Raw genomic sequence first — 12256 nt, 5'->3', positions numbered from 1 at the left:
GGGAGGTGGATCATGTTTTCAGGGTTTCCGTGTTCATATTCTCTCGTGGTTTGTTGTCGAAATTTGGGATTGCTCGTCATAAATCTATTCTTTCCAATCATGGTTTCGGCAGCGGATTCTCACCATTCTGAGCCTGTCACGGAATTAGACCCCATGGTGGTGACGGCTATTAAGACGCCAGTTCCTCTTAGCCAGGTCACGAGCGCAGTTGAGGTCATAACAGAAGAGAGCATGCAGCGCCGACACAGTCGAACGCTTGTGGATGCCATCAGTTTGAGCCAGGGTGTGTCGACGTTTTCCTCCGGTGGACCAGGCACGAACAATACCGTGAGGATTCGCGGAGGGAGTTCCGCTCAAACGTTGGTGCTGATTGATGGGGCCATTGTGAACAGTGCGACACTCGGGGAGTTTAACTTTGGTACCGTGACCACGGACAACATCGAATCCGTGACCGTCTTGCGTGGGGCGCAGAGCATGCTGTGGGGTTCTGATGCTGCCGGTGGGGTGGTTGACATTCGAACCAAGCGCGGTACGGGTAAGCCGGTTGCCAGAATCTTTTCAGAGTATGGGTCCTATAATTCGATTCGAGAAGGAGGAAGTTTTGCCGGACAAATGGGACTGGTAGACTTTTCTGCCACGTTGACGCGGTGGGATATGACCAAATTTTCTTCGGTGAATTACCGGCGTGGGGCAACTGAACGTGATGCGTTTCGTAATTGGCAGGCGTCTTCGTTGTTAGGGGTGAAGGGGCCGTGGGACGGGCGGTTGGAATTGGCGTTCCGCTGGATCAACAACGACATCGATCTCGATAGTCCCAGTACGTTCGGCGGTCCTTTCGATGTATTCAAGGCGAAATCCGCGAATGAACAATTTATTTATAGCGGGAGTTATCATCAACCGATCACTGACTGGTGGGACCAGAAGATTACCTTCGCGCATGCCCAGGAAAGGTTAATCACTCAGGCCGGGGATAACCAACGTAGCATTACCACCGGGCTGGAGAGTACGCCTGGAGCGTTTAATAATTCAGATATTCGAACGAAAAGCAATCGGATTGAATGGCAGAGTAATTTCAAAATCGGGAAGCCTCTCCTTTTGACCGTTGGTTATCAATACAGAGAACAAATTGGAGAAAATAAAGGCACGTTTTCTGAAAAAACGCTTTCAAGTAATGCCGGATTTGCACAGCTCCAATTGAATTTGTTTGACCGGTTTTTTGCCACCGGTGGATTCCGACAGGATTCCTATAATACCTTTGGCGATGCGACGACCTATCGTGTGACGGGGGCGTATCTTCTCAAAGAAACCGGCACGAAACTTCGGACCAGTTATGCCACCGGATTTCGAGCTCCATCGATAAATGAATTATTTTTCCCGAATTTCGGGAACCCGAATCTCAAGCCGGAAAAAAGTCAAAGCTTCGATATCGGAATCGATCAACAATTTTGGGACAAGCGAGTTACGATAAGTGGGGGTTATTTCTGGAACCGCTATCGGCAACTTATTGTTACGGCGTTTGACCCTGCAGGATGTGCATCACTCAGCCCTTTTGGGTTTTGCGCACAGAATATCGGGTCCGCGAAAAGTCAGGGGTGGGAGGGGAGCGCGAAATTTGTCCTGGCTGAAGGGCTACCCTATATGAAGTTGCTGGATCTTCAGGGGCAATACACCTATACGATCACGAGAGACCTGGAGACGGGGGCCCGGCTGCCTCGTTGGCCGGTTCATCAAGGGAGCGTCGTGGTGACCTATCAACCCATCAATCCCTTGAGTATGACCACAACCTTCCGCTATGTGGGTTCTCGATTTAACACGACTGGCGATCAACAGCCACTCCCGGATTTTTATGTCATCAACTTTTCCGTGTCGTATGACATTACACCTTCCCTGCAGGGGTATGTCCGTGTGGACAATATTCTGAACCGGCATTATGAAGAAGTGCTGTACTTTGGCACTCCGGTGCGGTCGGTGTTCGGTGGTGTTCGAGTGACGTTTGATTTACCGGTTTCAAAGCCTTCCAGTGCGAGCGGAAACTCATGAACTTTCCGAGGCTCGTCATTGCGGGCACCCATAGTGGGGTCGGTAAAACGACGGTGACATTGGCGTTGTTATCGGCCTTTCGGGCTCTGGGACGCACGGTTCAACCGTTTAAAGTCGGACCGGATTTTCTGGATCCAGGGCATCATCAGTTGGCCAGTGGCCGGGAATCCCGCAACCTCGATGGGTGGATGCTCGGGGCAGTATTGAACCGAACAATTTTTCAGGAAGCGGCTCACGGAGCCGACTTCTCGATCATTGAAGGCATGATGGGTCTCTTTGATGGAAGTTCTCCGGTCAAGGAAACGGGGAGCACGGCTGAATTGGCTCACCAACTGAACGCGCCGATTCTCCTGGTCGTGGATGGGAGTGCCATGGCCCGCTCGGCAGCCGCAATGGTCTATGGCTATGCAAAATTCGATTCCTCCTTGCAGGTCGCCGGTGTGATATTTAACCGGCTTAACAGTGAAGGCCATTTCCTGCTATTAAAGGAGGCCGTAGAACAAGAAACCCGTATTCCGGTTGTGGGGTATCTCCGCACTGATTCGGACGTGACTATTCCTGATCGGCATTTGGGATTACGGACGGCTTTGGAAGATTCCAGTACTGAATGGTATTCCAAACTCGGTGAGTTGGCTTCCGCAACCATCGATTTGGTTCGCGTTGAACAGTTAGCTCAGGCCAGTCCGGAAATGCCCGTCACGAATTCCGGCATGCCGGCAAAGGACTCCAGGCCGGTGATTCGATCTGTAAGAGTCGGAGTGGCTTTTGATCCGGCTTTTTGCTTTTACTATCCGGAGAACCTACAACTTCTTCAAGCGGAAGGTGCGGAGTTGGTCCGGTTTTCTCCCATGCATGATCCGTCACTTCCTGATGTGGATCTGGTGTATCTGGGAGGAGGCTATCCGGAGATTTACGCGGACGTGTTACAACGGAACAAGACCATGCGTCAGTCTATTCAGGCATTTGCAGCAAGGGGCGGAGTGGTCTATGCAGAATGTGGCGGTTTGATGTATTTGGCAAATACCCTCAGAGATTTTGATGGAACGGTGTACGACATGGTCGGAGTGATCCCGGCTGAAACGGCCATGAGCCGTACCCAGATGACTTTGGGGTATCGTGAGTTGACCGTGACTTGCGGAGGACCACTTGGAGAACAAGGAGTACGGATTCGTGGGCATGAGTTTCACTATTCGACCCTTCACCCCAAGGGAGATCTGAAATATCTCGGTCATCTTACCGATGCACAGGGACGGGACCGGGGAGGAGATGGTATTACGGTAGGGAATGTCATCGCCCTGTATACGCATTTGCATTTTTCCAGTCACCCTCATGTTACTTCGGCTTTGATCGAAGCGGCAAGGGGTGAAACTGCCATGAGAGGGAATAGGTTATGAGCGATCAAGTGCATCAGGCTCGCATGGAACGGTTGAAGTCCTCTGTGGATCGACGAATTGCTGCGGCACAGGAAGAAAAGGGTCTCTTGATGGTCCACACGGGTGCAGGAAAAGGAAAAACCACCGCGGCATTGGGTATGGCCATCCGATGTCTCGGACATGGCATGAACGTGGCGATGGTGCAATTTATTAAAGGGGCCATAGATACTGCGGAAGAACGAATACTGAAGAGCTTTGGTCAGCAGGTGGTATTTCTTCGAATGGGTGAAGGGTATACCTGGGAAACCCAGGATCGGGAACGGGATGCACAGGTGGCTCAAAAGGCATGGGCGGAAGTCGAAAAGATTCTTCAAGATCCATCCTTTGGCATGGTCATTCTGGATGAACTGAATATCGCCATCCATCATGAATATGTCTCGCTTGAACAAGTGCTGAAGGCCGTAGCTCAGCGTCCTCCCACACTTCATGTGGTCATTACCGGACGGGGTGCAAAACCGGAGCTCATCGAAGCCGCCGACCTGGTTTCGGAAATGAAGATGATTAAGCATCCCTTTCGCAATGGCATCAAGGCTCAAAAAGGAGTCGAATTTTGAAACAGAGTATTTCTCAACACGGGGGGGGCTTTTCCGCTGAAGAGCGGGAGGCCGTCTATCGTGCGATATTTGAACGGCGGGATGTTCGCCGGGATTTTCTTTCTGATTCGATTCCCGACAATATTCTTCAACGGCTGTTATTGGCCTCTCATCATGCGGGTTCTGTGGGATTTATGCAGCCATGGGATTTTCTGGTCATTCGTCACCCCGAGACCAAACAAGCCGTTAAAGATCTATTCCTTCAGGCGAATAAAGAGGCAGCTCTTCGGTATGAAGGACCGAAAGCCGATCTGTACCGCGGGCTCAAGCTGGAGGGTATTCAGGAAGCTCCCGTTAATATCTGTGTGACCTGTTCCCGAGACCGGGGTGGCCCATCCGTGTTAGGTCGTGCCACGGCTCCCGAAACCGATTTGTACAGTACATGCTGTGCCATTCAAAACCTCTGGCTTGCGGCACGAGCCGAAGGAATTGGGGTCGGTTGGGTGTCCATTCTGGATTATGATCTTTTAAAGAAAGTCCTAGGCATTCCTCCAGCTGTTTGGGTCGTGGCCTATTTGTGTGTTGGATATGTGAAGGGCTTTGCTCATCAACCGGATCTTGAAAAAGCAGGATGGCGGAAACGAATGTCACTTGAGGAACTCGTGCATTATGAGAGGTGGGGAAAGCGCGGTGGTGATGAATCCGCCCTTTCCGGTCCTGACCTCAAGGCCGAATAAGACGGTTGTCGTATGCTTAGAATCAGGGAGGGAATAAGTCGGTGAAGAGATGATCTCTCCACTTCAGATCGATCTGCAACCCAATTGTCTGATTGCCCGGTTTCCAGGGATGTTCACGTGTTTGAGTTGGGCGCCCTGGAATGGTGGGGAAGCTTCCGCTTCCATGGTTGCCAATTTACAAGTAGGCCTCAAATCTTCCTCGGCGGCCACGCCGGCGGAGGATTTAGGGATTTTATTGAAAGCCCACTCTCTTATTCCCGAAGAGACCATCGGATTAATGACTGCTGCGACTGTGAGTGGGTTTTCCAACCGTTTTCTCTATTCATCGGGGGCCTGGGTGCATGTCCTCGTGACTGTCGGATTATCGAATGCTCGCTCCGTCCTTGACGAGGCCGATGTTAAGCTGGGACATCAAACCCGTTCGTCCGGAACGGTTAATGTGGTGGTGGCGACCAATGCCCTTCCGACAATTGCCGGACGTATCGAGGCGATACATATTGCCTCCTCAGCAAAAACTGCAGCGTTTCGGGATAGCGGTGTCACCAGTCGCAAGTCCAACCTTCTCGCGGACCTCACAGGTACCGATTGTCTCGTGGTAGGGGCTAGCGGTGAAATTGAAGAAGATCATTGTGGTCTTCACACGGTTCTCGGGGAAATGATTGCGCGTACCGTATATACGTCGGTGTCAGAAGGGATCGCGAAATGCAGGAAGGCTGAGGTCTTGAAGTCGAAAGATTCTTAACCATACGATGGTGATAACATTTCTTTTCGCCCCTACATGACTAGGGACCAAGCGAATTATTCAACTTTTTCCTGGAGACTTCTACAATGCGGATATCTAAAGTGTATACACGTACAGGTGATGCGGGGAAAACTCGATTGGCCGGCGGGCAGGAGGTCTGGAAAGATTCCGTTCGGGTGGAAGCCTATGGCACTGTAGATGAATTGAATTCAATGCTTGGGTTGGCTCGTGTGTCGAATGATCAAGCTGCAACGAATGTTGAGGTGTCTGAGCGTATGGGCACCATCTTAAAATGGGTGCAAAATAAATTGTTTGATTTGGGTGGGATCCTCGCCACAGCCCAGGGGGAATCGTTTCCGAATATGCCGACTGTGACATCGGAAGATGTCGCCCACTTGGAACATCTTATCGATGAGTGCCAAAAAGATCTGACGCCCTTGAAAGAATTTATTTTGCCCGGCGGGGGGCAACTCGCTGCATTACTGCATGTGGCCCGTACAATCGGTCGTCGTGCTGAACGAATTTGCGTCACCCTGTCGAAGGAAGAATCAATTGACAAGGAATTGGTCATTTTTCTCAATCGGCTGAGTGACGCGTTGTTTGTGTTTGCGCGTTGGGTCACGAAAAAACAGGGAGAAGCTGAATTTCTGTGGGAACGGGAGCCGGCAACTTCTCAAAAAACGTAACGTTGACCCCTTTCAGGTATCGATGTTCAAAGCGGAGACCGGGATGTTGGCATAGTTTGATGCAAGGAGGAGTAAGTTCATGCGTTCCGTCCGTCAATCACGTCAGCGTTCGGGGAGAGATTCGTTCTCTTCGCCGGTACCTGTTCCCGGTCCTCGCCTGGCCCAGAAAAAAACTCATGTGCCGTCAAAGCTGATTTTTGTCCTTGGAGGGGCGCGGTCGGGGAAAAGTTCTTTTGCCTTACAACAGGGAAAGGTCAAATCCCCTCGAGCATTCCTGGCAACGGGAGAGCCGTTCGATCAGGAAATGGCCGGTCGAATTCAGAAACATCAGCGGTCGCGGGGCCGTGGTTGGGTGACCATTGAAATTCCCACCAGGATTACCGAATGGTTGGCCGAGCAGGGATCAGGCTATCCCAGTATTGTTGTGGATTGTTTAACACTGTGGCTGAATAATCTCTTGAGAAATAAGGTGCGACCTTCGCAAGTCCCAACACATGTCAGAGCCTTCCTTCGGTCGGCTCGCGCCTGTCCCGGTCAGATTGTCGTGGTCAGTAATGAGTTGGGACTCGGGTTGGTGCCCGGGGATGCGATCAGTCGATCATTTCGAGATGTGGCGGGCCGGATGAATCAACTGGTTGCGGCTGAAGCTGATGAAGTCTATTTTCTGGTGAGTGGGCTGCCCCTCAGACTGAAGTAATCGATGAGCAATTCTTCTCCATTCATTCAGCAAACTCTCTCGGCGATTCAACCGGTCTCCCAAGCGGGTCTGTGTCGCGCCCAGGTGTTATGGGACCGGCTGACGAAACCTCAGGGCAGCCTTGGCCGACTTGAGTCCATAGGGGCTCAGTACGTGGCGATAACCCTGTCGCTTCCCGTAAAAAATCCGGATGCGATGATGTTTGTTCTGGCTGCCGATCATGGTGTGACAGGAGAAGGGGTGAGCGCCTATCCCTCATCCGTCACGGTACAAATGGTCAAAAATTTTTTACAAGGCGGGGCAGCGATTAATGTTCTAGCTCGTCAGATTGGAGCCCAGGTTCGCGTGGTGGATATGGGCGTTCAAGAGGACATGGGTGCACCACCCGGTTTGTGGGTGAGAAAGGTCGGGTTGGGAACCCGCAATATGTGTGAAGGCCCTGCCATGAGTCGTGAACAAGCCGTCCAAAGTGTGGAAGAAGGTATACGTCTTGTCCAGGAAGCCTATGCTGACGGGATCCGGTTAATCGGAATCGGAGAAATGGGCATTGGGAATACCACCATCAGCAGTGCCATTACAGCAGTCATGACGCGTCATCCTGTGGCCCACGTGACCGGGAAAGGCACAGGAGTTGATGCGTCGCAGTTGGCGAAAAAGATTCAGGTGATTGAGCGGAGCATTCAACGAAATGCACCGGACCCGCAGGATCCTTTGGATGTGCTGTCGAAGGTCGGAGGATTTGAAATCGGCGGATTGGTAGGAATTCTTCTGGGTGGGGCGGCATGTCGCGTGCCTGTGGTCCTGGATGGGTTCATTACCGGAGCCGCCGCCTTGCTGGCCGTCGCCCTGGAACCCCGTTGCCGGGCCTACATGATTCCTTCCCATGTCTCTGCGGAACCCGGACATCGTTTGGCCATGGACTCGTTGGGGTTTCGCCCGCTGTTGGATTTGGATCTTCGGCTTGGGGAGGGCACAGGAGCCTGTTTGGCTATCGGATTGCTTCAATCGAGTTTGGCCTGTCTGACGCAAATGGCCACATTCGAAAGTGCGGGCGTGGATGAGGCCGTACGACCCTTTCCGGAAATGGCATGAGGAGTCTATGGGCTTCATTTTCTTTGGCGTGGCACCTTCTGACGACCATTCCTCTTCCAGGAGGTTCGGGTACGAAGATTCCATTAGAAACGTTCGGAGCTTCCCTTCGCTGGTTTCCTCTTATTGGATTTCTGCTTGGCGCGAGCCTTGTCATGATCGATCGATTATTGGAGAGCGTCTTTCCTCCCGTGGTCTTGAATATGGTGATGCTGACTCTCTACGTGCTGGTCACGGGAGGTCTCCATCTTGATGGTTGGGCGGATACGGTTGATGCCCTTTCAGGGGGAAGGGATCCCGATCAACGGCTGATGATTCTCCGGGATTCCCGAATCGGCGCCCTTGGGGCCACAGGGTTGCTGTTAATTCTTGGGCTTCGCTATGCCGGACTTCTGGCCCTTCCCGTAGGATTTCGAGAGGGCATGTTGTTCTGTATGCCGGCTATTGGACGATGGGCGATGGTGATCGGTTGCTGGGGTGTTGTCTATCCACGATCGGAAGGGTTGGCTGCGCAGTTTATTCGGACGGTGACGTGGCGCGATGTTCTGGTGGCCACTACGGTTGTGGGATTGGGGTTGTGGGGAATGTTCAATGCGGTCACAGCGGCTATGCTGATGATAGTCGTGTGCCTTGTGATTCGATCTGTAGTCTGGTGGATCTCCAAAAAGTTTGGCGGTATCACGGGAGATGTGCTGGGAGCGATGAATGAGGGGATTGAGGTGCTCTTTCTGATCTTGGGTCCGGTCCTCCTCGTGTATTCAGAGTTTGGGGAATAATTAACAGGGCCATTCATGGACGGGAGGCCGATTTAATATGACACGAACCTATCCTAAACAGTGCGAGCGTTGCGGTCGAGCTTTTGAGTGCGGACTCTCCCGATGTTGGTGTAAAGATGTCCCCGTGAGCGATGCCCAGTATGACAGCATCGCGAAACGTTATGATGACTGCGTGTGTCCGACTTGTCTTGCAGAATTGACTGAAAATAGCTCTGCCCCTTCCGGTTCAAAATTCCCGGTTTAACGGTGGCGGATGACCTGACGGGGTTCAAATTCCTGGCGGTGTGCGCCCTTGATCTGATGGTAGGCGATCCCCGCTGGTTGCCTCATCCCGTTCGCCTGATGGGGTTCATCATTCAAGCATATGAACGCCTGACCTTAGAGCGAATCTCTAGCCCATGGATAAAAAGGACGGCCGGTTTTGGATTGGCCGTGGGGCTTCCCCTTGGATGCTTTTTTGTGACCCAGAGCATCTTGGAATGGGCTGAACTGGTGCATGAACAATTAGGCATCGTGATATGGGTGGTGGTGGGCTCTACCACTCTTGCCGGGCGGGATTTGTGGGTTCATGCCATGCGGGTCCATCGGGCATTGAGAATGGGGTCACTCCCATCGGCTCGGGTTGAGGTCGGCCGGTTAGTAGGGCGGGACACGGCCGACCTTTCAGAAGAAGGGATTGTTCGGGCGACAGTGGAATCCGTATCTGAGAATACCTCCGATGGTATCGTGGCGCCGCTGATCTATCTCGCGTTGGGAGGACCTGCCTGTGCCATGGCCTATAAAGCAATCAGTACGTTGGACTCGATGGTTGGTTATCGTACCGATCGCTATCGTGACTTTGGATGGGCATCCGCACGAGCCGATGATCTCGTCAATTGGGTCCCTGCTCGGCTTACAGCGGTGGCTATGAGTGTCGCGGCGGCGATTCGATTGGGCTCCGGCGTCTCAGCCTGGCAAATCTGTCGACGGGATGCGCGGCGTCACCCTAGCCCGAATAGTGGATGGCCCGAAGCGGCCATGGCTGGTGCTCTTGGTGTTCAACTCGGTGGAAGTAATATGTATGGAGGGGTGCTAGAAGCACGCGCCAGATTAGGTGATCCGATCATACCATGTTCCATGGCGCTCATTCCTGTGGCGTTACAAGTCATGGGAATGGCCTATGGGATACTGGTTACGGGGATCATGGCTTGGGTGATGTGGTGACCCTGCCGGTTGTGCACGGGGGGCAGGTTCATCAAATCGCAAAGGCGCTCGACCGGCCGTTGGACTCCTTCATTGATTTCAGTGCCAGTATTAATCCGTTTGGTCCACCCTCCTCAGTGTTGAATGCGATGCAGCAAGCTTTACCTGCTTGCGGACATTATCCCGATCCAACTGCCGAAGATTTGCGAACGCGCCTGGCCAAAGAGCATGGAATCTCATCCGACTCGATTGTGTTGGGTAACGGGTCGTCTGAATTGATTCGGATCTTACCCCGGGCTCTGTCCCTTTGCCAGGGATATGTCGCAGGTCCGACGTTCATGGAGTATGAGGCGTCTCTTCATATCGCAGGTGCGCGCTGTACGTATGTCCTGGCCACGTCGGGGGAAAAGTATGCTCCTCCCCTGGGACAGCTTTCGCTTCTGGTGGACGGTATCCAAAAGCAAACGTTCAGGAACGAGGAATCATTTACGGCTGTGTTTATTTGTAATCCGAACAGTCCAACAGGAAGAGTGGTTTCGGCCCGATCTCTTCGAACCCTTTATCGGCAAATTGAACAAGCCGGGCTTTGGATGGTGGTTGACGAAGCCTTTATTGATTTTTGCCCCTCCCATTCCCTCATTAAAGAAATTTCGAACGCCAGACGATTGCTTATTCTCAGAAGTTTTACGAAATTTTATGGTATGCCAGGAATTCGTCTCGGATACTTGGTGGGGGCGCCGGAGACGGTTACCACCATCCGTCAGCTGCTCCCTCCGTGGTCGGTCAGCCATTTTGCGCAAGAGGCCGGCGTCGCGGCATTGGATGACGTCAAATACCGAGTGCGAAGTGTGAAGTTTATGCAACAGGAACGACAACGATTTATGACGCGGTTACGTGGAGTCCCTGGACTGCGGATCATTCCGGCATCAGCGAATTTTGTGATGGTGGAGTTACCTTCAAGATGTGTGACAGCCAATCTTATTTCACGACTGGCACGACAGGGGATCCTCGTTCGGGATTGTCAGACATTTTCCGGAATGATCCAGCCGGCACTTCGCCTTGCCATTCGCTACCCACGTGATAATAATAGGGTGATACATGCTTTGAAAGAGGCCTTACGGGACAGCTGAAATCAAGAACCGGCAGACTGACGGTCGCTGGATAGGCATTACTATTCAGTCAGGGAGATGTTACATGGAAAAGTTAAGCGGAGGAGGCACGTCGGAATCATGTGTGCTATAACAGCAGGAGGACGCCGGTCGCCACATGATCGGATGTCTCTGGGTCCGGAATGATGCATTCTCATAAAATTATTTTTTCAAAGACCCCAATGGATAACAGCCATGTCGACTCAATTTAAAAAGATCATCGGGTATCTTCTCGTTGTTTTCCTGGTCATAGGATTTTTTGTGCTGTATCGCTATGTCCAGCCGGCGGGGTATCACCTTCCAGATGACCCCCTTGCGTTGGAAGCGTTGGAGTTGGTTAAACAGCACCGATCCCGGCAAGGCTATACGCTGGACGAAGCGGTTCAGTTAATGGTGGATGATTTGAAAACCAAAGGTATTCCGTTTCATGAAGGAGATTGGCAGGTGGCCGCACAGGGCGAGGATAAATATATGGTACGTAAAATTGTGCGGGAGAAGGGTTCCGTGGAGTGGATCGAGCGGGAATATGCCTGGAGAGTGGATAGCAAAGAAAAGTCGATTCGAGTGATCTCGTTAGCCGCCCAACAATTGATGCCGTTTGAGAATTTGCCGCCCCTTCCCCATGGCGACCAAATTTCATCCCTTCCGGACATGATGCTGAAATTACTTGTTTTGGGCCAGTTCGAAGAAGAGTCTGCTAAGGGCGTTCTTTTCATTTAAAACAGCTTACTGAATCTACCTGGATGTCTCGGAGCTGCCGCGATCTGCGTTGTGGTGATTAGGCCGTGAAAGTTGTTGGTAGGAAGGGCTTTTTTAAAATTCCAGAGTTTTTGGTATTCTACAATTGTCTATTCTCAGGTGTTGGTGGGGCGACGTGGATAATGCCATCAACCACCTGTACTTCATAACACGGCACGTTCCAGCTCGGGCTCGGGTTTTTTTGGCAAACCCCGGTTTTAATATCAAACTTCCATCCGTGCCAGGGGCATTCGACGAAGTTTCCTTCTACGAATCCCTCTCCCAGTGGCCCTCCGGCATGGGGACAGGTATTATCAAGGGCATAGATCACACCTTCGACATTACATAAGGCAATACCGTGATCCTGGAGCTCAATACTTTGGCAGGTGCCTGGAGGGAGATCTTGAATCTTGGCAACTGGATGGAAGTTCAAGGGCATGGTCATCTATAAGCGG

14 protein-coding genes are annotated in these 12256 nt (G+C 52.0%); 13 read left to right on the top strand and 1 reads right to left on the bottom strand.

The annotated features are described in order from the left end of the window. The first annotated feature begins 12 nt into the window (after window positions 1–12). The 13 genes from LX98_RS11355 (at window position 13) to LX98_RS11295 (ending at window position 11783) form a co-directional block, all read left to right on the top strand. Window positions 13–2040: a TonB-dependent receptor domain-containing protein gene (locus LX98_RS11355; RefSeq protein ID WP_496429003.1), complete on the top strand. Its 2028-nt coding sequence runs from the start codon at window positions 13–15 to the stop codon at window positions 2038–2040. Continuing rightward, the gene (locus LX98_RS11350) at window positions 2037–3434 is read left to right on the top strand and encodes a cobyrinic acid a,c-diamide synthase CobB (RefSeq protein ID WP_496429002.1); all 1398 of its coding nucleotides are present in this window, start codon (window positions 2037–2039) and stop codon (window positions 3432–3434) included. Before LX98_RS11355 ends, LX98_RS11350 begins: the two co-directional genes overlap by 4 nt. Then, window positions 3431–4027, top strand: a complete 597-nt coding sequence (gene cobO / locus LX98_RS11345) for a cob(I)yrinic acid a,c-diamide adenosyltransferase (protein WP_496429001.1) — start codon at window positions 3431–3433, stop codon at window positions 4025–4027. The genes LX98_RS11350 and cobO overlap by 4 nt, the downstream gene beginning before the upstream one ends. Next, window positions 4024–4743, top strand: coding sequence for a 5,6-dimethylbenzimidazole synthase (bluB, locus tag LX98_RS11340; protein WP_496429000.1), 720 nt, complete (start codon window positions 4024–4026; stop codon window positions 4741–4743). Before cobO ends, bluB begins: the two co-directional genes overlap by 4 nt. A 49-nt stretch (window positions 4744–4792) precedes the next feature. Further along, window positions 4793–5485, top strand: coding sequence for an adenosylcobinamide amidohydrolase (locus LX98_RS11335; protein WP_496428999.1), 693 nt, complete (start codon window positions 4793–4795; stop codon window positions 5483–5485). 86 nt (window positions 5486–5571) lie between these two features. Further along, the gene (locus LX98_RS11330) at window positions 5572–6171 is read left to right on the top strand and encodes a cob(I)yrinic acid a,c-diamide adenosyltransferase (protein WP_496428998.1); all 600 of its coding nucleotides are present in this window, start codon (window positions 5572–5574) and stop codon (window positions 6169–6171) included. A 79-nt stretch (window positions 6172–6250) separates the two neighbouring features. Then, window positions 6251–6868: a bifunctional adenosylcobinamide kinase/adenosylcobinamide-phosphate guanylyltransferase gene (cobU, locus tag LX98_RS11325; RefSeq protein WP_496428997.1), complete on the top strand. Its 618-nt coding sequence runs from the start codon at window positions 6251–6253 to the stop codon at window positions 6866–6868. Between the two features lie 3 nt (window positions 6869–6871). After that, window positions 6872–7960, top strand: coding sequence for a nicotinate-nucleotide--dimethylbenzimidazole phosphoribosyltransferase (cobT, locus tag LX98_RS11320; RefSeq protein WP_496428996.1), 1089 nt, complete (start codon window positions 6872–6874; stop codon window positions 7958–7960). After that, a complete protein-coding gene (gene cobS, locus LX98_RS11315) occupies window positions 7957–8733 on the top strand; it encodes an adenosylcobinamide-GDP ribazoletransferase (RefSeq protein WP_496428995.1) in 777 nt (258 codons plus the stop codon). Before cobT ends, cobS begins: the two co-directional genes overlap by 4 nt. 37 nt (window positions 8734–8770) lie before the next feature. Beyond that, complete coding sequence (locus LX98_RS11310; RefSeq protein WP_496428994.1) at window positions 8771–8977, top strand: cysteine-rich CWC family protein; 207 nt, start codon at window positions 8771–8773, stop codon at window positions 8975–8977. Window positions 8978–8979: 2 nt separating this feature from the next. After that, complete coding sequence (cbiB, locus tag LX98_RS11305) at window positions 8980–9936, top strand: adenosylcobinamide-phosphate synthase CbiB (RefSeq protein WP_496428993.1); 957 nt, start codon at window positions 8980–8982, stop codon at window positions 9934–9936. Then, window positions 9930–11045, top strand: coding sequence for a threonine-phosphate decarboxylase CobD (cobD, locus tag LX98_RS11300; RefSeq protein ID WP_496430597.1), 1116 nt, complete (start codon window positions 9930–9932; stop codon window positions 11043–11045). The genes cbiB and cobD overlap by 7 nt, the downstream gene beginning before the upstream one ends. A 213-nt stretch (window positions 11046–11258) precedes the next feature. After that, the gene (locus LX98_RS11295) at window positions 11259–11783 is read left to right on the top strand and encodes a hypothetical protein (RefSeq protein ID WP_496428992.1); all 525 of its coding nucleotides are present in this window, start codon (window positions 11259–11261) and stop codon (window positions 11781–11783) included. 118 nt (window positions 11784–11901) lie between these two features. Here the strand turns inward: LX98_RS11295 and LX98_RS11290 are convergent, their stop codons facing one another. Beyond that, window positions 11902–12246: a Rieske 2Fe-2S domain-containing protein gene (locus LX98_RS11290; RefSeq protein WP_496428991.1), complete on the bottom strand. Its 345-nt coding sequence runs from the start codon at window positions 12244–12246 to the stop codon at window positions 11902–11904. Between the last annotated feature and the right edge of the window lie 10 nt (window positions 12247–12256).

Source organism: Nitrospira marina (genome assembly GCF_059568365.1).
Note: the sequence above shows the minus strand (reverse complement) of the source record. Positions and strands in the feature narration are given on the sequence as shown.

Coding starts and splice junctions, on each gene's coding strand:
- cobT (WP_496428996.1), top strand. CDS start 6,872: ATGAGCAATTCTTCTCCATTCATTCAGCAAACTCTCTCGGCGATTCAA.
- LX98_RS11350 (WP_496429002.1), top strand. CDS start 2,037: ATGAACTTTCCGAGGCTCGTCATTGCGGGCACCCATAGTGGGGTCGGT.
- LX98_RS11355 (WP_496429003.1), top strand. CDS start 13: ATGTTTTCAGGGTTTCCGTGTTCATATTCTCTCGTGGTTTGTTGTCGA.
- LX98_RS11310 (WP_496428994.1), top strand. CDS start 8,771: ATGACACGAACCTATCCTAAACAGTGCGAGCGTTGCGGTCGAGCTTTT.
- LX98_RS11295 (WP_496428992.1), top strand. CDS start 11,259: ATGTCGACTCAATTTAAAAAGATCATCGGGTATCTTCTCGTTGTTTTC.
- cobU (WP_496428997.1), top strand. CDS start 6,251: ATGCGTTCCGTCCGTCAATCACGTCAGCGTTCGGGGAGAGATTCGTTC.
- cobO (WP_496429001.1), top strand. CDS start 3,431: ATGAGCGATCAAGTGCATCAGGCTCGCATGGAACGGTTGAAGTCCTCT.
- LX98_RS11335 (WP_496428999.1), top strand. CDS start 4,793: ATGATCTCTCCACTTCAGATCGATCTGCAACCCAATTGTCTGATTGCC.
- cobS (WP_496428995.1), top strand. CDS start 7,957: ATGAGGAGTCTATGGGCTTCATTTTCTTTGGCGTGGCACCTTCTGACG.
- LX98_RS11330 (WP_496428998.1), top strand. CDS start 5,572: ATGCGGATATCTAAAGTGTATACACGTACAGGTGATGCGGGGAAAACT.
- LX98_RS11290 (WP_496428991.1), bottom strand. CDS start 12,246: ATGACCATGCCCTTGAACTTCCATCCAGTTGCCAAGATTCAAGATCTC.